The organism is Spiroplasma tabanidicola, assembly GCF_009730595.1.
Lineage (GTDB): Bacteria > Bacillota_I > Bacilli_A > Mycoplasmatales > Mycoplasmataceae > Spiroplasma_A > Spiroplasma_A tabanidicola.
The window spans coordinates 1,218,961-1,243,845 of record NZ_CP046276.1 but is presented as its reverse complement, the minus strand read 5'-3'; the positions used below and the strand labels follow the sequence as shown (position 1 = coordinate 1,243,845).

At 25.4% G+C, this 24,885-nt stretch carries 21 protein-coding genes; 18 read left to right on the top strand and 3 right to left on the bottom strand.

Annotation, left to right across the window (positions count from 1 at the left end; translation table 4 throughout):
• Positions 1–9 precede the first annotated feature (9 nt).
• From STABA_RS05620 to rpmE, 3 genes are all read left to right on the top strand, one after another.
• A complete protein-coding gene (locus STABA_RS05620; RefSeq protein WP_156007408.1) occupies positions 10–228 on the top strand; it encodes a heavy-metal-associated domain-containing protein in 219 nt (72 codons plus the stop codon).
• Positions 221–2,113: a heavy metal translocating P-type ATPase gene (locus STABA_RS05615; protein WP_156007406.1), complete on the top strand. Its 1,893-nt coding sequence runs from the start codon at positions 221–223 to the stop codon at positions 2,111–2,113. The genes STABA_RS05620 and STABA_RS05615 overlap by 8 nt, the downstream gene beginning before the upstream one ends.
• Positions 2,114–2,206: 93 nt before the next feature.
• Positions 2,207–2,497: a 50S ribosomal protein L31 gene (gene rpmE, locus STABA_RS05610; RefSeq protein WP_156007404.1), complete on the top strand. Its 291-nt coding sequence runs from the start codon at positions 2,207–2,209 to the stop codon at positions 2,495–2,497.
• Between the two features lie 148 nt (positions 2,498–2,645).
• Here rpmE and STABA_RS05605 read toward each other — a convergent pair whose 3' ends face one another.
• Positions 2,646–2,984 (bottom strand): hypothetical protein, encoded by a 339-nt coding sequence (locus STABA_RS05605; RefSeq protein ID WP_156007402.1) that lies wholly within the window; start codon positions 2,982–2,984, stop codon positions 2,646–2,648.
• Between the two features lie 629 nt (positions 2,985–3,613).
• On the opposite strand from STABA_RS05605, the gene STABA_RS05600 reads away from it, so the two are divergent.
• On the top strand, positions 3,614–4,984 hold the full coding sequence (locus STABA_RS05600) for an ISNCY family transposase (protein WP_156007400.1): 1,371 nt from the start codon (positions 3,614–3,616) through the stop codon (positions 4,982–4,984).
• Positions 4,985–5,062: 78 nt separating this feature from the next.
• Here the strand turns inward: STABA_RS05600 and STABA_RS05595 are convergent, their stop codons facing one another.
• Complete coding sequence (locus tag STABA_RS05595) at positions 5,063–5,452, bottom strand: hypothetical protein (RefSeq protein ID WP_156007398.1); 390 nt, start codon at positions 5,450–5,452, stop codon at positions 5,063–5,065.
• Between the two features lie 560 nt (positions 5,453–6,012).
• A complete protein-coding gene (locus STABA_RS05590) occupies positions 6,013–6,222 on the bottom strand; it encodes a hypothetical protein (protein ID WP_156007396.1) in 210 nt (69 codons plus the stop codon).
• A gap of 287 nt (positions 6,223–6,509) precedes the next feature.
• On the opposite strand from STABA_RS05590, the gene STABA_RS05585 reads away from it, so the two are divergent.
• The 14 genes from STABA_RS05585 (at position 6,510) to STABA_RS05520 (ending at position 24,876) form a co-directional block, all read left to right on the top strand.
• The gene (locus STABA_RS05585) at positions 6,510–8,375 is read left to right on the top strand and encodes a hypothetical protein (RefSeq protein ID WP_156007394.1); all 1,866 of its coding nucleotides are present in this window, start codon (positions 6,510–6,512) and stop codon (positions 8,373–8,375) included.
• A gap of 8 nt (positions 8,376–8,383) precedes the next feature.
• Positions 8,384–9,343, top strand: coding sequence for a DHH family phosphoesterase (locus STABA_RS05580; protein WP_156007392.1), 960 nt, complete (start codon positions 8,384–8,386; stop codon positions 9,341–9,343).
• Positions 9,344–9,370: 27 nt separating this feature from the next.
• A complete protein-coding gene (locus tag STABA_RS05575; protein ID WP_156007390.1) occupies positions 9,371–9,964 on the top strand; it encodes a thymidine kinase in 594 nt (197 codons plus the stop codon).
• Positions 9,965–9,979: 15 nt separating this feature from the next.
• Positions 9,980–11,071: a peptide chain release factor 1 gene (prfA, locus tag STABA_RS05570; protein ID WP_156007388.1), complete on the top strand. Its 1,092-nt coding sequence runs from the start codon at positions 9,980–9,982 to the stop codon at positions 11,069–11,071.
• Positions 11,061–11,891 carry a peptide chain release factor N(5)-glutamine methyltransferase gene (gene prmC, locus STABA_RS05565; protein WP_156007386.1) on the top strand — a complete coding sequence of 277 codons (831 nt, stop codon included), beginning with the start codon at positions 11,061–11,063 and terminating at the stop codon, positions 11,889–11,891. Before prfA ends, prmC begins: the two co-directional genes overlap by 11 nt.
• Entirely contained in the window at positions 11,884–13,239 is a 1,356-nt protein-coding gene (locus STABA_RS05560) for a hypothetical protein (protein ID WP_156007384.1), read from the top strand. Before prmC ends, STABA_RS05560 begins: the two co-directional genes overlap by 8 nt.
• Before the next feature lie 58 nt (positions 13,240–13,297).
• Positions 13,298–13,807, top strand: coding sequence for a Sua5/YciO/YrdC/YwlC family protein (locus tag STABA_RS05555; protein WP_156007382.1), 510 nt, complete (start codon positions 13,298–13,300; stop codon positions 13,805–13,807).
• 98 nt (positions 13,808–13,905) lie between these two features.
• Complete coding sequence (locus STABA_RS05550; protein ID WP_156007380.1) at positions 13,906–16,473, top strand: hypothetical protein; 2,568 nt, start codon at positions 13,906–13,908, stop codon at positions 16,471–16,473.
• Positions 16,474–16,485: 12 nt separating this feature from the next.
• Positions 16,486–19,497 (top strand): hypothetical protein, encoded by a 3,012-nt coding sequence (locus STABA_RS05545; protein WP_156007378.1) that lies wholly within the window; start codon positions 16,486–16,488, stop codon positions 19,495–19,497.
• 28 nt (positions 19,498–19,525) lie between these two features.
• Positions 19,526–20,215 (top strand): hypothetical protein, encoded by a 690-nt coding sequence (locus tag STABA_RS05540; protein ID WP_156007376.1) that lies wholly within the window; start codon positions 19,526–19,528, stop codon positions 20,213–20,215.
• A gap of 376 nt (positions 20,216–20,591) precedes the next feature.
• Positions 20,592–21,617, top strand: coding sequence for a class 1b ribonucleoside-diphosphate reductase subunit beta (gene nrdF / locus STABA_RS05535; protein ID WP_156007374.1), 1,026 nt, complete (start codon positions 20,592–20,594; stop codon positions 21,615–21,617).
• Positions 21,617–22,072: a class Ib ribonucleoside-diphosphate reductase assembly flavoprotein NrdI gene (nrdI, locus tag STABA_RS05530; protein WP_156007372.1), complete on the top strand. Its 456-nt coding sequence runs from the start codon at positions 21,617–21,619 to the stop codon at positions 22,070–22,072. Before nrdF ends, nrdI begins: the two co-directional genes overlap by 1 nt.
• 7 nt (positions 22,073–22,079) lie before the next feature.
• On the top strand, positions 22,080–24,251 hold the full coding sequence (nrdE, locus tag STABA_RS05525; RefSeq protein ID WP_156007370.1) for a class 1b ribonucleoside-diphosphate reductase subunit alpha: 2,172 nt from the start codon (positions 22,080–22,082) through the stop codon (positions 24,249–24,251).
• A 55-nt stretch (positions 24,252–24,306) separates the two neighbouring features.
• Positions 24,307–24,876, top strand: a complete 570-nt coding sequence (locus STABA_RS05520; RefSeq protein ID WP_156007368.1) for a hypothetical protein — start codon at positions 24,307–24,309, stop codon at positions 24,874–24,876.
• The last annotated feature ends 9 nt before the right edge of the window (positions 24,877–24,885 follow it).

Here is a 24,885-nt window from a genome sequence, read left to right as displayed (position 1 = left end):
GTTAAGAGAATGGAAAAACAAATAAAAATTCATGTAGATAGTTTAGATTGTGCTGCATGTGCTGCAACTATTGGTAAAGCATTTGAAAAAATTAAAATCATTAACCACAATGTTATTATTCCTTTAAAAGAAGTTTATGTTAATTTTGATGAAGAACAAATTGATGAAGAACAAATTTTAAAAACTTTAAAACAAAGTGGATATAAAGGCAAATTAGTTAATGATTAAAAAAATCAATTTTGGAGTTTTAATATTATTATGATTAATCGGTATTTGAATAATTATAAGTATGTTTTTGCATAATAAAACTGATAACACTTATATTAACGTTGGTCATAATAGATATTTTTTATTATCTCTTGGACTATTTTCAACTTATATTTTTGGATATAAATATATTAAAAGATGCTATTTTGAGATTTTTAAATGAAAAAAATTAGGTATGAATTTTTTAGTTTTTTTGTCAACACAAACTGCAATTTGTTTTTCAATTTATCAATTTATAATAAATGAAAATCTAGATTTAATAGAAGTTACGATTTTTGTTAGTTTGTTTTTGCAAACTGGTGATTTAATAAATGATAAATTAAAAAGTTTTATAGCAACTGATTTAAAAAATATTTTATCTATTCAACCAAAAAAAGTTTTGTTGATTGAAAATAATGAAGAAAAATTAGCAAATACAACTTCTATAAAAGTTGGATCAATAATTAAAGTTCTAAAAAATCAAATTATTCCTTTAGACGGTAAAATTATTAGTGATGAGGTTTTATTAAATACTCAAATAATTGATGGAGAAAATGAATCTAAAAGATTTGTAAAAAACGATGTTATATTTGCTGGAATGTTAAATTTATCTGAAGAGTTAATTTTTAAAAACACACAAAATAGTTTTGATTCATTTTTATCTAAAATAACTATGAAAGTATCATCGATTCAATCTGAAAAATCAAAACTTAAATCAACAATCGATATGCTAATAACAATTTTTACTCCAATAGTTTTATTACTATCTTTAATAGGTTTTTTAGTTTCATACTTTTGATTAAACTATTATAGTTTTTATGAAAGTATAAAAACTTTAATAACAGTTTTGGTTTCTGCATGTCCTTGCGCTATTGGTATAGCTATACCTTTAGCAATTGCTATAGGATCATCTAAGGCTGCAAAGCAAGGAGTTATTTTTAATAAACCTGATGCTTTTTATAAATTAGCAAATATTAATGTTATTGGTTTTGATAAAACTGGAACTTTAACTGTAGGAAAAGTAAAAGTTAAAAGTTATGAAGGAAGGCAAAATTATTTAAATATAATTGCTTTGATAGAAGAACAAATTGATCATCCAATTGCGAATGGATTTAAAAATTATATTAGAGAAATAAACTATGAAACTTCAAAATTAGAGGTTAAAAAAATAGAAGATTTAAAATATAAAATAAATAGTAAAACCTATGAACTGTTACCAATCTTTAAATACAAAAACGAAATGAAGTCAAGTATTAATATAGATTTTAAAAGTATTGACAATACAGCAACTTTACTTTTAGAAGATAATGTAGTAGTTGCAAAAATTGAATTTGAAGATGAATTAAGAAGGGATGCAATTTTAGCAGTTAACAAATTAAAGAAACAAGGATATGAACTTGTAATTGTTACTGGAGACAACTATACAATTTCTAAAAATGTTGCTAAAAAATTAAATATAAAAAACTTATACGCTGAACAATCAGCTGAAGATAAATTAAATGTAATTAAAGATTTTCAAAATCAAAAAAAAGCAATTGCTTATGTAGGAGATGGAATAAATGATATTCTCGCTATACAAAAAGCAGATCTTTCAATTTCAATATTATCAAAAAATGCTTTTTTAAATCTTGAGTCTGATATTAGCTTATTAAATCCAAATATTGATTTAATAGTTGAATCAATAAAATATGCCAAGTATACAAAAAAAATAATATTTACTAATTTATTTTGAGCGTTTATATATAACGCTATTGTATTACCACTTGCGATTTTTGCAATATTAACTCCATTTATAGGAATGATAGCAATGTTTTTTTCAACATTATTAGTATTATTAAATTCATTACTGTTTAAATTAAAAAAATAATGTTAATTAAATATTTACTATATATTTAAAAAATATGGTATTATTACTTTTGTATGACCTATATTATATGGTTTTAAAAAAGGAGTTGGAAATATGCCAAAAACAGATATACATCCAAAGTACTTCGAAGCTAAATTTGTATGTACAACATGCTCTAATGAATTTATTTCAGGTTCAACTAAAGGAGAAGAAGTTAGAATAGATACTTGTTCAAACTGTCATCCTTTCTACACAGGTAAACAAAATTTTGCAAATGCAGAAGGAAGAGTTGAAAAATTTAAAGAAAAATTTGTTAAAAAAGAAGCTAAGGTTGCCGAAAAAGAAGCAGCAAGTAATAAACAAAAAGAAGCTAACAAAGCTAATAAGTCTGCAAAGTCTAAATAGTTTTTCGAAATCTTTATAAAAAAATCTTGAATACTTAAATTGTATTTAAGATTTTTTTATTCAATTAATATTTAATTATCAAAAACTTTTTTAAGATGCTTATCAATAAATTTAGATATTTCTTCTTGAACAGGACTAGATCTATCATTTATCATTCTTCAATCCTTGTTATACTGAGGAAGAGCTTCCTTAAGTTTTTTATATTATTGTTATATTTAACCTCACATTCTGCTAGTTTTTCACTAATCTTCATGGCTTTATCTAATGCAGCTTTTACTAAATGAATAAACATATCTTGAATTTCACTTAGTTCGTTAAACTCAATCTCGTATTCGTCTTGTAGATTAGTTAATTTTATAAAATCTTCATTTTCTAAATAAGATTTATCATCATAAATTGCTATTATTTCCTTCATTTCTTTAAGTTTTATTTCTTCATTTTCTATTATATCCTTTTTTTCAGTGGCTAATAATGCAGCTTTTTCCACACCTATTTTACAAATATCAAATAATTTTTAAGTTGTTTTTCATATAAATCAACTTTTTTATTTAAGTTTTTATTCTCTGCTGCTAGTTTTATAAGTCTATCTCTTTTATCAACATTTTTTTTTAAATCTTTTTATGTATTTTTCTAAAAAATTTATAAAATCTTTCATAAATATCCCTTTCCTTAGACTTGCTTTTGATATATTTTATAATTAATAAAAAAATAATATATTTTAAGGTAATTTATAGACTAAAAAAAACTTAATTAATATTAATCAACTTTATATTAATTAAAAGACCTTTTTGATATTTTAAATGAAAATAATAGAATCTAAATAGATATCTTATAGCTTTAAAAGTATATTTTGAATCAAAAAAAGGAAACATAGTTTCCTTTTTTATCATCGGGTATATTTCGACCCTTTCCTCGTAATGGCTTTCGCCAACCCAAACCATTTAGATTTGATTAAGAATATTTTATAATATATATTTTCTATTTTCAAGTATAAATTATTTATATTAAACTTTAAATTGTCAATAACATATGATATTTTCCCTATATATAACAAATAAAAATTTCCCAAATATATAATTTATAATGGGGGATTTAAATATGAGGAGATATTTAAAAATGAATGAAAAAAATAAAATGGAAATAATTAAAGCTGTAATTGATGAAAAACTATCTAAAAAAGCTGCAGCTATAAAAATCTGTCAAACAATAAGAAATGTTAACTTATTAATTAACAAATATAAAAAGTATGGTTACACAGCATTTATCCACAAAAATACTGGAAGAATATCAAATAAAAAAATAAAACATCAAATAAGTGATCAAATTATTGACTTGTACATTAATAAATATGAAGAATATAATTATAAACACTTTTTAGAAAAGCTTTTATCAAACCATCAAATAAGTGTTTCATATACTTACTTAATCAATTTATTAAAAAAGAATAATTTATATTCACCAAGAATTCATAAAGTAACTAAAAAAATGATTAAACAAAAAATTACTAACTTATTAAAAAATGAAAATATTAAAAAACTTGAGAAACGAGAGTATTTGAATACTTTGCTTTCAATAGAAAATATTCATCCTATGCAGAATCGAAAAACAGAGTTTGGTGAGCGCTTGCAAACTGATGCTTCAGTCCACTACTGAGTTGATAATGAGAAATGGTATTTACATGGTTTTATAGATGATGCAACAGGTAAAGTTTTAGCTTTATATTTTGATAAAGAAGAAACTCTTATGGGATACTACAATATAACAAAAAAAGTTTTATTGGAGTATGGGGTTCCAAAGGAGATACTTACTGACAAAAGGACTGTATTTTGAAGTCAAAAAGAAAAAGAGTCAGATCTTCACTCTGACTCTTTAACACAATACGGATTCTTATGTCATAACTTAGGAATAAAGCTAACAACTTCAAGTGTTCCTCAAACAAAAGGCCGTATTGAAAGGTTGTGAAATACACTTCAAGATCGCCTACCAAAGGAACTCAAAGAAAATAATATATCAAATATAAATGAAGCAAATTCATTTTTAAATGAATATATTAAAAAATATAATTCACAGTTTTCCCTTCAATTAAATAATATCATTAACTCTTTTGCTATTTTTAAAGAACATAAAAACATTGACTTTTATTTATCAAGAAGATTTGAAAGAACTATTAATAAAGGTTCTACAATAAAATACCAAAATAAATTTTATTTACCACATTCGAATGGCGAGCCAGTCTTTTATAAAAATAAAACAAAAATTTTTGTAGTAGAAACTTTTGATGGGCAATTATATTCAAACTCTTTTAGTGAATGAATGCCTTTAATTGAAGTTCAACAAAACTCCACTTATAAAGAAGCTTATGAAGATAAAAGTGTTTATGATATACAAAAAACACATAAGCAAATTAAAACAAATAGTCCATGAAAATATACTAATTGAATATTTTACAAAAACTCTAAAAATAAAGTTTTGGGAAAAATTGATTAGTTATTGACAGTATAAATTATTTATATTAAACTTTAAATGTCACTATCACTTTAAATAAAAATTAATAAATTCTTATTTTTAAGCATCAAAAATTCTTTCGTTTTCTTCTGAATCTAAAAATCTTTTAATTTTCATATTAATATCATAAGCTATGCCTTTAAGTTCTTGTTCGATATAATCTCACTTTTCTAATAATATTAGTGATTCTTTTCAAACTTCTTTTTGTTTTTTATTTGTTTCTTCACTTATTTTATTTATTTCTTCATTTCATTTATTTATTTCTTCACTTCTTTTATTTATTTCTTCATTTCATTTATTTATTTCTTCATTTCATTTATTTGTTTCTTCACTTCTTTTATTTATTTCTTCATTTCATTTCAAAGCTTGATTAAATTTTTTATTTGTTTCTTCAATTTTTTTATTTGTTTTTTTCATTCATTTTTTATGCTCTTTTAAAAAATCATCCATAAAATATCCTTTCTCTAATAATTTAAATTTTACTATTAATTTCATTTTATAGTTTTTTTGTTATTAAATTTATTTTAAATTTAGATCATTAACAATTTATTATATAAACTGTTCTTTAATTTTAGTGCAAAAATATATTAATTAAATTTTTTATAGTGATTTTTAATAAAAAAAACACTAAAAGTGCTTTAAATCATGTTCAAAGGGGCCACCCTACCTAAAAATACTTAGGCCTGTATCTCTTCCTTTTTTTGGAAGTATTAATATTATACAAGATATTTTTAATAATTAAATTATTTATAAATTTAACTTTTATTTGTAATTTTTAACCAAACTCACTATAAATCAAAAAAAGGAAACATTGTTTCCTTTTTTATCCTCGGGTTTTTTCAACCCTGTCTGTGTAATGGCTTTTGCCAACCCAAACCATTTATATTTGATTAAGAATATTTTATATTATATATTTTCTATTTTCAAGTACAAATGATTTATTTTAAATTTTAAATGTACTATCACTTTAAATTAAAATTCTTAAAAAAACATTAATTAATTTTTTATTTTTAAGCATCAAAATCTCTATCTTGATTATCTGAATCTAAAAATCTTTTAATTTTCATATTAATATCATGAGCTATGCTTCTAAGTTCTTGTTCAATATAATCTCACTTTTCTAATAATATTAAGGATTCTTTTCCAACTTCTTTTTGTTTTTTATTTGTTTCTTCATTTCTTTTATTTATTTCATCATTTCACTTATCAAGTTTTTTCATTCTTTGTTCGTGCTTTTTAAAAAATCATCCATAAAATATCCTCTCTCTAATAATTTAAATTTTACTATTAATTTCATTTTATAGTTTTTTTTATTAAATTTATTTTTAGTTTTTTTAACCGTTTTAAGTCTTATGATTTTCCAACATAAAGCTTTTAGCTTTGCTTAATTTTAATTTATTTTAGCATTTATATGTTGTTATTATCAAACAACCTTATATATGTTTAATAAGGTTTTATTTATTTTAGGGTTTTTGTTATACAATAAAAAGAGCAAAGGAGGTACTATATGAGTTTTTATATAAGAAATGCCAAGTTTTTAAATAAAAAAGTACTTCCTCAAGATGTTACTTTTGATTTAAATGATGGAGAAATAATTAATGTAATTTCAAGTGAAAAAAATTTATTAAAAAACTTCAAAAATATATTACAAGGAAAACATTTAGTAAAAAGTGGTTATTTTAAAGTTGATGGATATGACAAAGTTAATAAAAACTGAACTAGTAAAAAAGTAGCTCTTATAAAGCCAGGAGTGAAACTTTTAAGAAAATGACCAGAAAAATTATGACTATACTATTCTTTACTGTTAAATAAGAACTTTTATAGTCAAGCAAAAATAAACTTTATAAATTCTAAATACACTTATCTTTCTTTTGCAACTTCTAAAAACAATAAAACTGATTTAGAGATGAGAGATAAAGTTGAAGAAATGGTTGAAAAGTTTATCAAAAACTCTATTGAAATAGAAGAACAATGATTAAAAGAATTTTTAGATCATATTATTGATTTTAATGATACAAAAATTGATAACGATAATAACGAAATCCCAGATCACATTAAAATTATTATTAAAGATTATTATTTTTTAAAAGAAACTAATAGCAATCTTGAATTACTACAAACTTTTTTACAAAGTCTTTGAGATAAAGTTTATTCTTTTATAGATTTAAATTCTTTATGTAATTGTGAGTATAATGCAAAAAATAATAAAGATAAATCTATAAAGAAAAAAGCAAAAGAACTTTCTTTTAAACAACAAAATTTTGTTATCAGAAAACAGTTAAAAATTATAGATTTAAAAATTAGCACAATAAAAAGAAAGCTTACAAAAAATAGATTTATTATTAAAAGCTTAGAAAACCAAATTAAATTTGAAATTACAAAATTAGAAAACTTTTTTATAAAAAAAATAAGAACTGTTGATGGATTGTTTAATTGAAGACAACTTGCAATTGATCAACGTTTTGAATTTAGAAAAAAACAAGAAAAAATGTTTTTTGAAGCATTATTAGATGAGTCAACTATGATTAGAGGAAAAATAGTTGAAGTTATGCATAAGTATCATAAATATGTTTTGGAAAATAAAATTGAAGATGGAAATAAAAAAGAATTTAATAAAAGTAAGCAAGAGTATAAAGATGCTATAAAAAAAATATCTGTTCAAGCAAATGAATGAATCGATTTAACTGCAAAAGATTTAAAGATGAACTTTAGTATTAAAAACAATTTATTTAAGTTCAGTTCTATTAACAATGTTTACTTTCAGCTGTTAGAAGCAATCTATAATAAGAAATACAACATAGTTTTTTACAATGTGTTTCAAAAATTATCACGTGAAGAAAGTGATCAATTAGTTGAAGTTGTACAAAACTTAAAAAAAGTTAACAAAAAATTTTGTGTAGTATTTTTAGAAAACAGTTTAGAAAATATTTATAAATTAAAAGATAGAGTTTATTTAGTTCAAGAATCAAAAATTGAGGAAACAAATTTTTCAAAAATATTAAAAGAAAAATGAAATACATATGGAAGTGCTTTTTTTCATAATAAAAATAGATTAGCTTATACATATGATGGTAAAAATTTAAAAATAGCAAAAGAAAAATTTAAATTAAAAGAAGAAAATTTAAAACTAAATGAAAAAGGACAACTACTTGTTGATCCTTTAAAAATTTTTTCAACAAAAAAAGATTCTCAAGGAGATTGTATAGAATTTTCTGGAATTGTAAATTTAACAGATTCATTCAAAGATAAAAATGTTTATGAGTTTAATTCTAAACATGGTATAAAATTATTTTTTTATTCACCTAATAAATATGAAGGAAAAGAAAAAATAAAAGTTTATCTAACAAAAGATTCAATACTTAAATTTATATAGGAGGCAATATGTTTAATAAAAAAGATTCACAAAAATTAGTGAATAAAATAAAAGAATATAAAAACATAATAATTGCAAAACATGAAAGTCCAGATTGAGATGCACAAGGTAGTGCTATTGGCATGAAAGATATAATTGTGAATAACTTTCAAAATAAAAATGTTTTTATTGTAGGACATATTGTTGGAGACGAAACAAAAATTTTTGAAGATGAAAAACTACTTAATGACGAAATTATAAAATCATCTTTATTAATAACTGTTGATACAGCAAATTTAGAAAGATTAGACTTTCAAAATAAAAATGAAGTAAAAGAAATTTTTAAAGTTGATCATCATATTAAAGTTGATAATTATGGAAACGAAGAATTAGTTGATGAGTCAGCAATTGCTTGTACTCAAATAATTGCTTTATGAGCAAAAGAAAATAGTTTTACACTTACAAAGCAAGGTGCAGAAGGTTTGTACTATGGATTAATTACAGATTCAAATCGTTTTATGTATGATAAAACAAACAATGAAACATTTGAAGCTGCAATGTTTTTAATAAGTTTTGGAATTGAAATAAAAAAAATATATGACTCATTATATTTGAAAAATTTAAAGTCAGTTAAATGATTGAATAAAGCTTTTCAAAAGGCTGAATTTGTTATGGGATATCCAATTGCTTTTATAAAAATTGAAAATGCAGATCATGAAAATTTAAACCTACACGAAGAAGAAGTTAAATCAGCTTTATATACAATGTCAAATATAAAAGAAATAGCAATTTGATTTATTGCATATGAATCAATTCTTTCAGACAAAATAAAAGTTTCAATTAGATCAAGAGATTATGATGTAAATAAAGTAGCAAAAATGTATAATGGTGGTGGACACAAACTTGCAAGTGGAGCAAAACTAAATAATTTTAAAGAAGTAGATAATTTGATTGAAGATTTAAAAAAATTACTTGATAATAAACTATAGCGTAAAAGTTTTTGAAGAGGAAATTATATGAGTTACAGAATAAATCCTAAAAGTAAAACAGGTTGAATAGAATTAATAACTGGTTGTATGTTTGCTGGAAAAACAGAAGAGTTTATTAGAAGAATAAAACGTTATGAATATGCAAGACAAAAAGTTTTAGTTTTTAAACCTGAAATGGATAAAAGATATGCAGAAAAGAGTGTTGTTTCTCACTCAGGAATAAAAGTTCCTGCATATTCTGTTTCAAATAGTGAGCAACTTTTAGAAGTTATAAATAAAGATCACGACTTTGATGTTTTAGCAATTGATGAAGTACAATTTTTTGATACAAATATAATTTCTATATTAGATGATTTTGCAAATCAAGGAAAAATAATTATAGTAAGTGGATTAGATAAAGATTATAGAAATGATCCATTTCAAAATGTTGATAAACTTTTATATATAGCAGAGTATGTTGATAAACTTTATGCAATATGTTTTGAATGTGGTGGAAATGCAAGTAGAACTCAAAGAATTGTTAATGGAGTGGCTGCAAAATTAGATGAACCTTTAGTTCAAATATCTGGATATGACAAATATGAAGCAAGATGTAGACATTGTTACATTGCTCCAAATTAGAAAAGGAATTTTATTATGAATAAAAAAACAATAGAAGCGTTAGATACAATTTTAAAAAGAGTAGAAAAGATTGATGAAGATTTATTAAAAGACAATATTATTTCAGATATCAAATTAATGACAGAACTAAATAAAGAAAGATCAACTCTTGAAGATAAAGCAAATAAATATTTAGAGTATAAAAAAGTTTTAACTGAACTAGATGATGCAAAAGATGTTTTGACAAATGAAAAAGATCCTGAAATGAGAGAGCTTGCAAAAATGCAACTTGAAGAAGCACAAACTCAAATTGAAAAATTAGAAGATGAAATACAACTGTTGCTTTTACCAAGAGATCCTAACGATGATAAAAATGTTATTTTTGAAATTAGAGGAGCTGCTGGAGGAGATGAGGCAAATATCTTTGCGGGAGATTTATTTAGAATGTATACAAAGTATGCAGAAAAAAATAACTGAAAAATAGATATTCTTGATCAATATGAATCAACAGCTGGGGGATTTAGTCAAATTTCATTTATGGTAAAAGGTGATGGAGTATATTCAAAAATGAAATATGAATCAGGAAGTCATAGAGTTCAAAGAGTTCCTAAAACAGAATCAAAAGGAAGAATTCAAACTTCAACAGCAACAGTAGCGGTATTACCAGAAATTAGTGATGTTGAAATAGATATTAAACCATCAGACTTGAGAATAGATACTTATAGAGCAAGTGGAGCTGGAGGTCAACATATTAACACAACTGACTCAGCAGTTCGTATTACTCATATTCCAACAGGAATAGTTTCTTCATCTCAAGACGGAAGAAGTCAACATGATAATAAAGACAAAGCAATGACAATGTTAAGAGCAAGAATTTATGAAAGTCTTTTAGAAAAACAACAGTCAGAAGCAGCAAGTTTAAGAAAAAATGCTGTTGGTACTGGAGCAAGAAGTGAAAAGATAAGAACTTATAATTATGCCCAAAACAGAGTGACAGATCATAGAGTAAATGTATCTTTGAATAAACTTGATCAATTTATGGAAGGAAACATAGACGAAATAATTGTTGAGTTAATTAATGAGGCTCAAAAACAATTAATCGCTGATCAAATTGAAAATGCAAGCTAGAGAATTATTTGAAAAAAACAAAAATATTATTCAAAAAAACCAGTTTGAAGAATTAATCATGCATATAAAAAAAATATCTTCAAAAACTTTTTTGTATGATATTTTTTTATCTAAAACAGAAATTAAAAAATTTAATAAGTATTTAAATAAAATAAAAAAAGATTATCCTTTAGAATATATAACTAAGAAAAAATACTTTTTTGAAAATGATTTTTTTGTTAATAAAAAAGTTTTAATTCCTAGACCGGAAAGTGAATTACTAGTTGAAGAGTTATTAAAATACGATTTAATTAAAAAAATTATAATTGATATTTGTTGTGGCTCTGGTTGCATTGGTATAAGTATTAAACTAAAAAATAAAAATGCAGATTTATTTTTATCAGACATATCAAAACAATGTTTAAAAGTTACTAAAAAAAATTTAAAACGCTTTAATATTGAAGCAAAAGTTTATAAAGAAGATTTTTTAAATGTTATATTTAAAAACAATTTAACTCCAGACTTTTTAGTAATTAACCCACCTTATATTGAAATTGATGATAAAAACATTGGTACTAGTACTTTAAAACATGAGCCCAGTTTAGCATTATTTGCAGATCAACTTGGATATAAATTTTATAATATATTATTTGCTGATTTAGATAGATTATTTTTAATTAATAAGAATTTAGTAATTATTTGCGAGTTTGGTTTTAATCAAAAGGAGCAATTAGAATTAAATTTTGAAAAATATAGAGTAAAATATAAAATAGAATTTAATAAAGATTATTCTGGTCACTGAAGATATTTTAAAATCACAAATAAGGAGACTTATGACTAAAAATTTGATACATGACAAAAAAGATAACTTAACCGCAAAATCAGTTATAGCTTGCGGTGTTTTTCTTTTAATATTTTTATCATCAATAACATTTATAGGTATTTATTATGGTAATCCAAATATGAGAGTATATGTAAAAAATTACCAAATGATTAATGATATTTTTGGTTATAAAGCAGCTCCATCACCTTTATTTATGGAAATAGCAATGTGAATGGGTTTATCACTTCTTTTAATCGCTTTTATAAATATATTATGTTCAAAATTTGTTTATAGAAAAAAAGCTAAAAAAAGTTATTTATTACATATTTACATAGTTATGATTATTGCCTTGTTATTAATATCAAGTGCTCTTTTTACAATAGCAGAATATAATTATTCTTTTTTTTACAGCTTATATTGTTATATTGCTCAAATGAATAAAACAGATAATGAAACTTTAAATAATATTATTGATTTATATAGTAACAATTATGTAAATAATTACAATTTTCAATGAAGTGGAGATATTCTTTCTTGATGAGTTTGTCTATTTCAAACTATTATGATCATTATTTATTTTTCAATGTTCAATAATAATTTTAAAACTAGAACTAAATCAAGTTCTGAAGAAGCAACTGTTGTCAAAAAAAACTTAGGTGAAAGTAAAATCGGATTATTAATTAGCAAATTAAGTTTAAGTTCAGAAAAAAATATAAGTATAATTTTATTAATTAGCTCATCTATAATTTTTGTAACTCAGTTTGCTTTTGTTATAAACTTGTCTTCTTCAAACTCATTATTGTCTTCAATACTGCAATGATCATTTATTGCTTCATCTTTGTTAAAAGATCAAGCAACAGAATTTTATAATGCGATTAGCGATTTAAATTTATCCTATTTTATAGTTGTTCATTTACCAATTGTTGCATCTTCATTTTTACTAGCAACAATTTGTGTGTTTGCAATTATTTATGTGAAACGAATTGAAACTACAAGAACATTTTTTATATCTCAATTTTTATGCATGTTTATTGAAATATTAGTTGTTATAGGAATAAATTCTTATTCAAATCATGAAATAAATCGACTAATTGATGTATGAAAAGAAAAAGATTTAGTAAGCTCAATTGCAAATTATGTTGATAGAATACCATTTTTAAATACTAACTTTTTAAATAATGAGATTTCATATCCATGATTATCAGGAAATCAATTTACTTGTGAAATTATAATTTCTTTATGCGTGACTTTAACAGTTAATATTATATTAGTATCTAAAATGAGAGATGTAATTAAAAAAGCAAAGTTTATAGATTCTTCACAGAATAACAACTTGCAAAACAATAGCAAAAAAAATTCCTTATAAGGAGTTTTTTTGGTAATGTTTCTTTTATGCTACAATTTTATTAAAAGGGGTATATAAAATGCTTTTAAGTCCTTTACAAAAAGAATTAGCAATTAAGCTTTTGAAAAGTAATGAAATAATAATATTACCAACAGACACTATATATGGATTAAGTGCTTTAGTTAGTGAAGAAAATAGAATTAAAATAAATAAAAAGAAAAATAGTTCTTTAGATAAACCATTAATAATTTTAGTTTCCAGCTTAGATCAAGCTAGCAAGTTTATTGACTTAAATGAAGAAATAATAAAAGTTTTAAAAGATGATCAACCAACAACTGCTATTTTTAAAAAAGAGTTTGCTAATGAAACATATGCAATTCGTTTAGTTAAAAGAAAAGATATTTGTGAAATAATTGAAAATGTAGGTCCTATTTTTTCAACAAGTGTAAATATTTCAAATGAAAAATTTTTATCAAATCAAACAGAACTTGAAAATTTTATAGGAAAAAAGAATTGTTTTTATACAGATTTTTTAGATGCAAAACCTTCAAAAATCCTTGATTTTACTAGTAAATCTATAAAAAGATAGAATATATAATACCAAAGTATAATTGCTATTGCAACAATTTATACAACTTTTTTACATTTTTTGTGCTATAATTAAAGTGTTAAAAAGGAGGTATTTCTATGTATGTAAACCCGTTTGAAAGAATGCGTAAAAAAAGAGAAGATGAAGAAAAAGCAAAATTAGAAGCTGAAAAAGAACGTGAAAAATATGCAAGATTAGGGGCACAAATGGGGTTGACTCAAGAAAAAGGAATTATGCCTTCTTTTATCAAAAGTCTAATTGGAGAACAAAAAAACAAAAATATTCCTCCATTTGGGATGTCAATCACTTCAAATGAACCTATTTCAAGCACAGATAATACTATTACAAGCTTTGAAAATGAAAGCAAAAAAATTAATATTCCAAATATATCTGAATTACCACTTACAAGTGATCAAAGCATTTTAAATAATTTTAATACAAACCATTTAAATGAACACTTACCAAGTTTTGCACAACCAAGTGTTACACAAAGTTTTGCACAACAACCAATGGAAATGCCAAGTTTTAATCAACCAAATATGCCTCAACCAATAGACATACCAAAACCAAGTTTTCCACAACCAAGTGTTACACAAAGTTTTGCACAACAACCAATGGAAATGCCAAGTTTTAATCAACCAAATATGCCTCAACCAATAGACATACCAAAACCAAGTGTTACACAAAGTTTTGCACAACAACCAATGGAAATGCCAAGTTTTAATCAACCAAATATGCCTCAACCAATGGACATACCAAAACCAAGTTTTGCACAACCAAGTGTTACACAAAGTTTTGCACAACAACCAATGGAAATGCAAAGTTTTAATCAACCAAATATGCCTCAACCAATGGACATACCAAAACCAAGTTTTGCACAACCAAGTGTTACACAAAGTTTTGCACAACAACCAATGGAAATGCCAAGTTTTAATCAACCAAATATGACTCAACCAATGGAAATGCCAAGTTTTAATCAACCAAATATGACTCAACCAATGGACATACCAAATCAAAGCAAAGAAACGTTTAACCAAAATAACAATGATTTTGAAAAAGACCTACCTGGACCCATAAAAAGTATTTTATCATCTGACTTTGATGAGCAAACTTTTAAAAATAGTTATCAAAAAAATAATATTAAACCATTAACTTTTGAATCTCAAGAAATAGAAAAAAATAGATTTATTGATCCAAAAGTAGCTTGCTTAATGTTTAAAGATTTAATTGAAAATGTTGAAAAAAATAGTTTGAAAAAACAATTTTATGGACTAGTAGAAAATGGTTCTAAGAAACTGTCTGAAGATTTTGTTGATTTAATTGATATGGATAAAATTGAAGAGATTGAACTTGAAGAAGTTTTCTTATATGGAACACCCTACTTATTTTTATTAAAACAACTTATAAGCTCACTTCCAGAAGTTGATTTAGAAGATAAAAGAGTATTATGAGAAAAATGTTCATTGTTTTTAGTGGCGACAGAATATGGAAAAACAGGTTCTGATGTTGATGATATTATTGAGGAAATGGATATATTTGATCCAATTGGTTCAATAAAAAGTGAGTTCAAATCATTATTAAATGGATATAAGTTATTGGATAAATCAATCTTTGTAGTATTAAAAGGTTTTGAAAAATTGGATGAAATAAAAATTTATGAAAGTTTAAGCTTTTTATACAAAATACTGCATAAAGTAAAACCAATTAAATTTGTATTTGACATAAGTGCTCACATTTTAAAAGACTTTAAAGATAGTGAATTATTGAAAAAAATAAATCATTTAGTTGAAATAGCTATTTTTGAAAATGAAACTCATAAAGCAAAAGTATTTAACAATCAAGTTGAACCACCATTATTTGAGCAAAATGATTTTGTAAATACAACTGATACTTATAACTTTTCAAGTGATGATTTATTAAAATTTCCCAGCGAACATGCATTTGGGATACCAAACGAAAATAATTTAAGTAGTTTTACACAAAACCAACAAACAAGTTTTGATCAAAATATAAATCAACCTAGAGATAATTTAGTTAGTTCATCACTAAAATCACCTTTGGGTGAAATGAACTTAAATATGGAAAATCATTATTCAAACAACAATCAAAACCACTCTTCTATACCGACTTACCCTGGATTTGATTTACCAATAAATCAACCAATGATAAATCAATCTCAATCAAATGTAAGTTTTGGATTTCCAAGTAGTTTAAAAATTGAAGAAGAAGATCAAGTTCAAAAAGAAGAATATGATTCAGGAATTGATAAAAGCATTAGAATTCGAATAGATTTAAATTTAAAACGAAAAGAACAAGAGCTTAAAGAGAGAGAAAGATTAGAAGAAGAAGAGCGTTTAGAAAGACAAGGAGGAAGGGTTGGATTCAATCCTGCAATCCTTGTCGAAAACAATGAATTACAATACAAACAAAATCAAAACAATAGTTTTATAAATCATTTTGATACAAACAACTCAAGTTTAGTGGCAAAGAATGTAGCACTAGACCCAAGAAGCTATGACGAAGTCAATGGAAAATTGAGAGATATGGCTACAACATTTGCGCAAAGACCGGCAATTAATATTGCAGACAGTAAATATCAACAGGGAGGACAGAAAGATGAAAATCTTTTAAAAGTAACTGGTGATTGAAGCAAATTAAATAAATAGGAGGACCGAAATATGTTTTTATTACTTATAATACTTGCATGATCATCAGTTATGGTCGGTGCAACATTTCTAATGGCATTTGGTGTTTTATCTTTGTTAATAAAGATGTGATCATCTAGTGCATTTATGCAAAATCTATTCAACTTTTTCTCAAATCAACCTTTTGGCTTAAATTTCTTTAAATCAGGAAAATCAGCTGTTTCATTACAAAATGTAGCTGCAGGAAGTATTACTCAAACAACAATTATTATAATTGCAGCTGTAATGATAATTATAGCAGTATTCTTATATGTGATTGCAATAGTTGAGCTTGTAAGAGCTAAAAAACGTCAAAAAATATCAAAACCTTACGTTAAAGCTGTTTTAGTTTTATTGCCAGTATTAGGATTACTATACGGGCAAGTAATAACATTGTTATTATCAGGAACTTTGATTTTAGCATGAATATTATTAGAAGCAGTATTGTTTGATTCTGAAGCATTAAACAATTATGCAGAAGAAAGAAACCTAATTTCAATTTATAAAGAAGAAAGAAAATTTGAAAGAGAGGTAAATAAAGAGGGAAAGTTCACTGGCAACGCAGATTCAGTAGTCCAAAACAAATTAAAAAAGGTGTTGGACCTAACTGAGAAAGCAAACACAATTGATAATTCTGCGTTGCCTAATTCAAGCTCTTTAGAAACAACTCAAAAAGTAGAATTATCTGAAGAAATAAATAAAGAAGAAAAAGTAAATAACTCAAGTAAAGCTTATTTGGTTTGAAAATCTAAAAAAGATCAACTTGAAACTTTAAGAATTGATCTAACTAGTAAATCTGATAAATTAAATGAAAATGTTAAAACAAAATTTGCTAACAAATTTAATAGTAAAGTTTTAAAACTAAATTGTTTAGCAAGTCATTTAAACTTACCAGATGAATATAAAGTTAAATATCTAACATTTGATGAAGAAAAATCTGTAGAAACAATATCTGAAAACTTAAACATTGAAAATGAATTAAGTGAAGTTGTAAATACAAACTTCCAAACAAGTTCAATTGATGAAGCAACTTCTGCATTTGGAGGAGACTCATCAACTGCTATTGATTATGATATTGAAGATATGCATGAAAGATATAGTGGCGGAAATAAACCTGGTATACCTCAAGATTTTGTAATTCCTGAAACCTCAGTTAAAAGAACTCAACTATCAAGACAAAACTATGAAAATCAACTTAAACAGTTTATGGCATATGCAATCAACTTAGATTTTAATGACTTAAAAGTAAGTGGAGAAAATGCAAATGCAAGTAAAGTTGAAGTTTATAATGATAAAAACTTTGTCGAAAAAAATCTATTAAAAGAAGTTGCTCAAAAAAAACAGCATCAAGAAGAAGTAATAGCAAAAAAAGCTCAAGAGCTTGGAACTATGCCAGGAACAATCTCTGCTCCACCAAGTTTCACTAATGTTGGATTTGAGGATACAAATTCAGATACAAATGATAACAACTTTGTTATTCCTAAAATCAAAGGAAATGAAAGAGTTATTGAGTCTAAAGAAAATTACAAAAAAAATCTTGATCAGTATGTAAAAAATGCCGTAAATGAAGATTTAAATGAATTACCTTCTGCAAGTTATGACTCTGTCGACTTAATAAAAGATGTTTATTCTGATAAAAACTTCAAAGTTGAAAATAAACTGCTTGAAGTTGCTCAAAAAAAACAGCATCAAGAAGAAGTAATAGCAAAAAAAGCTCAAGAGCTTGGAACTATGCCAGGAACAATCTCTGCTCCACCAAGTTTCACTAATGTTGGATTTGAGGATACAAATTCAGATACAAATGATAACAACTTTGTTATTCCTAAAATCAAAGGAAATGAAAGAGTTATTGAGTCTAAAGAAAATTACAAAAAAAATCTTGATCAGTATGTAAAAAATGCCGTAAATGAAGATTTAAATGAATTACCTTCTGCAAGTTATGACTCTGTCGACTTAATAAAAGATGTTTATTCTGATAAAAACTTCAAAGTTGAAAATAAACTGCTTGAAGTTGCTCAAAAAAAACAGCATCAAGAAGAAGTAATAGCAAAAAAAGCTCAAGAGCTTGGAACTATGCCAGGAACAATCTCTGCTCCACCAAGTTTCATTAATGCTGGATTTGAGGATACAGATGAAAATCAAGAAATGCCAAATAGATTTGTAGCACCTCAAACTAAAGTGTTAAAAAATGATGAAGCAGAATCTATTAGACAATATAAAGAAAGTCTAAATAGATACAAACAAAATGCTGTTAATATTCATTTTAGCGATTTAAGAGAAGGTGACTCATTATCAATTTCATTATTAAGTCAAATTTTAAAAGATAAAAACTTTAAATTTGAAAATAAACTGCTTGAAGTTGCTCAAAAAAAACAGCATCAAGAAGAAGTAATAGCAAAAAAAGCTCAAGAGCTTGGAACTATGCCAGGAACAATCTCTGCTCCACCAAGTTTCATTAATGCTGGATTTGTTGATATAGATGAAAATCAAGAAATGCCAAATAGTTTTATTGCACCAAAAGCTGATTCTATAAAAGAAGAAATTATTGAACAAAACTCAACCAATTCAATGCCTCCAGTACAAAAACTCGAAGAAGAACACATAGTTCCTTCAATGCCTACAGTACAAGAACTCGAAGAAGAACACATAGTTCCTTCAATACCTACAGTACAAGAAATTAATGTAACTGCTAACACTTTTGAGGCAAGCGAAAATAGCTCATTATTACATAAAAGCATTGAAACTCCTAGTGTATCAAATGCATCAAATTCAGTTTTAGATGAAAAAATTGTTTCAGAATTAGAAAAAAGAATGGAAAGACTTGAAAGTGCAATAAGCTCTTTAAATAATGATAAAGCAATGAATGCTTTAAAAGATCAATTTGAACAAATCACTAAACAATTAGACAAAATTAGTAATGATGTTGGTAGTATGAAAAATACAAGTCCAAAATCAATAATTGATATTTTAACAAAAAGACATACTTATAATCAAAATAATGGTTAATACCATTATTTTTTTATACTATATAAGTATGAAAAAAATCTCGATGAATGATATATCTAGTTATGTCAGTTATGGCATAAATGAACAAAAGTTTTTTATAAAAAAGGATTTTAAACCAGCTAATATATACTTAGAAAAACTTCGTAAAAACTGCACGGGTGGATATATCAACATTATGAATACTTATGATATTCTAATAGAAAACTTCCCATATATTAATAACTTAAGTAAAGACACAATAAATAATTCTATAAATCAACAAGAATGTGTAAAAGATATGATTTATAAAAGTGTTTATCATAAAAAAGAACAAAATTTAAGATTTATAAAAAATGAATGCAATAATAAAGTTCATATTAATATGGTAAAAAGATTTATAACTGAGATTAATGCTTTTATTTATAAGCACAAGATTCATGAGGTATTTGCAAATAAGATATTTATGCACATTTCTTATAAAACACCATTTATTGGACGAGTTGATCTATTATTAAAGTCAAAAGACGAATATTTTCAAATTGAAATTAAAACAAGTAAAGTAAATTTCATTGAAAAAAACAACGCTAGTTTATTTTTAAATAAAGCTTTAATAGAAGATTCTAAGGAAATTAAGATAAAAGAATCCTTTATATTAAACATTCGAGAAAACAAAGTCATACAAGAATATCAAAAACCTAAAAAATCTCTGGAAAAAATCATTTTTGCAAAAAATTTTTAATTTTGTAAATTTCACACACTTTTTATTCTTTTCATAGTATTATTATCTTGCAACTAAACAGCATGAAATTTAGGGGCAAATGTAAGCAAATAAGGGCTTTTTTACAAGTGCTTTATAAAGGTTTAAAGCAAATAATTAAAGAATATCAATTAAACTTTTACTTTTATACAAAACAATCATATGAACAAGTTTTAAACTTTACTTACATATTCTAAATTTCTTTCCAATATTTTTTAGTTTCATAAGGGCGCTTTTTTTGTTGTCTTTATATGCAAAAAACAAAATAAAAGCTGTTTATAGTTGTTAAAAATAAGTGATTAAAGAGAGAATATAATTTGGAAATAAATTAATCACAGTTGAGAGAGGATTCATTATTATGGCAAAACAAAAAAATAGCTACTATAACGACTCAGTTTCACCTTTACAATACGCACTGGATGGATTTAAAGGAAAAATGAGATCAGTAAACTGAAATGTGATTAATGACGAAAAGGATTTAGAAGTTTGAAATAGAATTACACAAAATTTTTGATTACCTGAAAAAATCCCGGTATCAAACGATCTTAAATCTTGATCTGAATTAACACCAGATTGACAACAATTAATTACAAGAACATTTACAGGTTTAACCTTGTTGGATACAATTCAAGCTACTATTGGAGATGTAGCTCAAATTGATCACTCATTAACAGATCATGAACAAGTTATTTATACTAACTTTGCATTTATGGTAGCAGTTCATGCCAGAAGTTATGGAACTATCTTTTCAACACTATGTTCAAGTGACCAAATTGAAGAAGCACACGAATGAGTAATAAATTGTAAATCTTTGCAAGAAAGAGCAAAGGAATTAATACCTTACTACACTAGTAGTGATCCATTAAAATCTAAAGTAGCAGCAGCATTGATGCCAGGATTTTTATTATATGGAGGGTTTTATTTACCATTTTATTTATCTTCAAGAGGTAAATTACCAAATACCTCAGATATAATTAGACTAATTTTAAGAGATAAAGTTATTCATAATTATTATAGTGGTTATAAATATCAAAGAAAAATTGAAAAGCTAAGCGATCAAAAGAAAGCAGAAATGAAAGAATTTGTTTTCGACCTTTTATATAAATTAATTGATTTAGAAAAAGCTTATCTTTATGAACTTTACGATGGATTTGGTCTTGCAGAAGATGCAATTAGATTTAGTGTATACAATGCAGGTAAATTTTTACAAAACCTTGGTTATGAATCACCATTCAGTGAAGAAGAAACAAGAATTGAACCCGAAATATTTACACAATTATCTGCTAGAGCAGATGAAAATCATGATTTCTTCTCAGGTAATGGATCTTCTTATGTAATGGGTGTTACTGAAGAAACATTGGATGAAGACTGAGAATTTGACTAATGCATGACGATGTAATTAGAGTTAATAGCGAAAACGTCGTAAGACCAAAAGGAGAAATAATGGTAGTTTATTTCTCTTCAATATCAAATAATACACACAGATTTATGCAAAAATTGGACTTACCAAATCAAAGAATACCTTATGATTTAGAAGAACAATTAAATGTAAATCAAGATTATATTTTAATAACACCAACATATGCGGGCGGAGGAACCATTACAGCAGGAGCTGTTCCAAAGCAAGTCATAAAGTTTTTAAATAACGAAACAAACAGAAGTTACTGTAGGGGCGTAATAGCTTCTGGTAATACCAACTTCGGAGACACATATGCGATTGCAGGACCAATTATTTCAAAGAAACTGCAAGTTCCTTTGTTGTACCAATTTGAGCTTTTAGGAACCGAACATGATGTTAAAGAAATTAGAAAAATAATTAAGGACTTTTGACAAGAATAGGAGATTTATGGAAACAAAAGAAAAAGTATTGACTTTATCAGGTGCTAAAGAGTCTGATGAGTATATAACATTAAATGCGAGAGCTAAATTATTTACAGCTAAAGGTGATGATAATTTTAAATTAGACGCTGAGGCTGCAAAAGTATATTTAAAAAATCATGTAGAACCAAATTCTGTAAAATTTAAATCAACAGAGGAAAGAATTAAATTTTTAGTTGAAAATGGATATTATGAAAAAGAAGTGATTGATTTATATACAATTGAACAAATAGATCAAATCACAAAAGAAGCTTATGGATTTAATAGAGAATTTCCAAGTTTTATGGGGGCTTTGAAGTTTTATAATGCTTATGGATTAAAAACTTTTGATGGAAAACAATACTTAGAAAATTATGAAGATAGAGTTGTTATGAATGCATTGTTCTTAGGAAATGGGAAGTTTGAAGATGCAAGAGCTATAATGAAGCAAATTATGTTAGGAAGATTTCAACCAGCAACACCAACATTTTTAAATGCAGGAAAACAACAACGTGGAGAATATGTTTCATGTTATTTATTAAGAGTAGAAGATAATATGGAATCAATTGGTAGAGCGGTTACAACTTCTTTACAATTATCAAAACGTGGTGGTGGAGTGGCTTTATGTTTAACTAACTTAAGGGAATATGGAGCTCCCATTAAAAAAATTGCTAACCAAGCAACTGGAGTAATTCCTGTTATGAAAATTTTAGAAGACTCATTTTCATACGCGAATCAATTGGGGCAAAGACAAGGTGCGGGTGCAGTTTATTTACAAGCTCACCACCCAGATATTATGAGTTTCTTAGATACTAAAAGAGAAAATGCTGATGAAAAAATTCGTATTAAATCATTATCATTAGGAGTGGTAATTCCTGATATTACATTTGAATTAGCAAAAAATAATGAGGAAATGGCTTTATTTAGTCCATATGATGTTCAAAGAGTTTATAAAAAACCAATGTCAGATATTTCAATTACACAAGAATATTACAATATGGTAAATAATCCTGAAATCAAAAAAACATACATTAATGCAAGAAAATTGTTCCAAACAATTGCTGAATTACACTTTGAAAGTGGATACCCTTACATTTTATTTGATGACACTGTAAATAATAGAAATGCTCATTGTCAAACAGGAAGAATTGTTATGAGTAACTTATGTAGTGAAATTGTACAAGTAAGCACACCAAGTGAATTTACAGATGACTTAGGATTTAGCAAAGTTGGAGAAGATATTTGTTGTAACTTAGGAAGTATGAATATTGCAAAAACTATGGAAAGTGGACAAGAATTCTCAGATGTTATTTTTAGATCAATTGCTGCTTTAGATTTAGTTTCAAGAGCAAGTAATTTATCAAGCGCTCCTTCAATTAAAAAAGGAAATGATAATAACCACGCCGTTGGATTAGGAGCAATGAACTTACACGGATTTTTAGCAACAAACTTTATTTACTACAACTCAAAAGAAGCAGTTGATTTTACAAACATGTTCTTTTACACAATGGCATTCCATGCTTTTAAAGCTTCAAATAGATTAGCAAAAGAATATGGACCATTTAAATCATTTGCAAAATCATCATTTGCAGATGGATCATATTTTGACAAATACACAAATTGTGAAGAATCTAAATGAACTCCAGACACTGTTACAGTTAAAGAGTTATTTAAAAAATACAATGTCTCAATTCCGACTCAACAAGATTGAAAAGAATTGGTAGAAGATATAAAAGTAAATGGTATTGCAAATTCACATTTACTAGCAGTTGCACCAACTGGTTCAATTAGTTATTTATCTTCATGTACACCAAGTTTGCAACCAGTTGTAGCACCAGTTGAAACTAGAAAAGAAGGAAAATTGGGCAGAATTTATGTGCCTGCATATAACATAAACTTTGAAAATATGGCTTATTATGCATTAGGGGCATATGAAGTTGGTCCCAATCCAATTATTGACATTTGTGCAGCGGCACAACAACATGTTGATCAAGCAATTTCACTAACTCTATTTATGACAGATAGTGCAACAACACGTGATTTAAATAAAGCTTATATTAAAGCCTTTAAACAAGGCTGCGCATCAATTTATTACGTAAGAGTAAGACAAGAAGTTTTAGAAGATAGTGAAAATTATGAGTGTGACGCTTGTGTTGTTTAAAAAAATTCCTTTTAAAGGAATTTTTTTATTATAATCTATTTATTGGGGTGAAACGATGTATATAGATAAAGAACCTAGAATTAGGTCGCAAATGTCAAAATCATTAGGTAAGTTTGCTTGAGCTTGAGTAGGTCTAAACGGTGTCCTTTTATTATGTGCAATTATTTCACTTAGTGTAATTGATTTTAAAAACGGACCTGAGTTTACTATTTTTCAATTAAAATTTACAGATATTTGTTTAGTTATTATTTTAGTAAATGTACCATATCTACTTGGTTTAGTTAAAGAAAGTAGTTTTGAATCATATTCAATTTATGTTTGTATAATTTTATTTTTTTATGAAGTGTTTATTTTAACAACACAAATATTGTTTGCTTTAAATATTTTTAAGTTTAAAAATAAAAAACTACATAAAATATTATCTTATCTAAGTATTTTGCATATATTTGTTTTAACTGATTTACTTTTTCCTATAATTGTTTTTTGTCATAAGTATGTAATTTATACTTTAAATAAGGATGCGGTTTATATGAAAAAATATAATCAAGCTCAAAAACCAAAAGATGATTCAGAAGATAGATTTGAAAAATTTAAAAAAACTATAGAAGATAATAAAGATGAATAAAAAAGACAG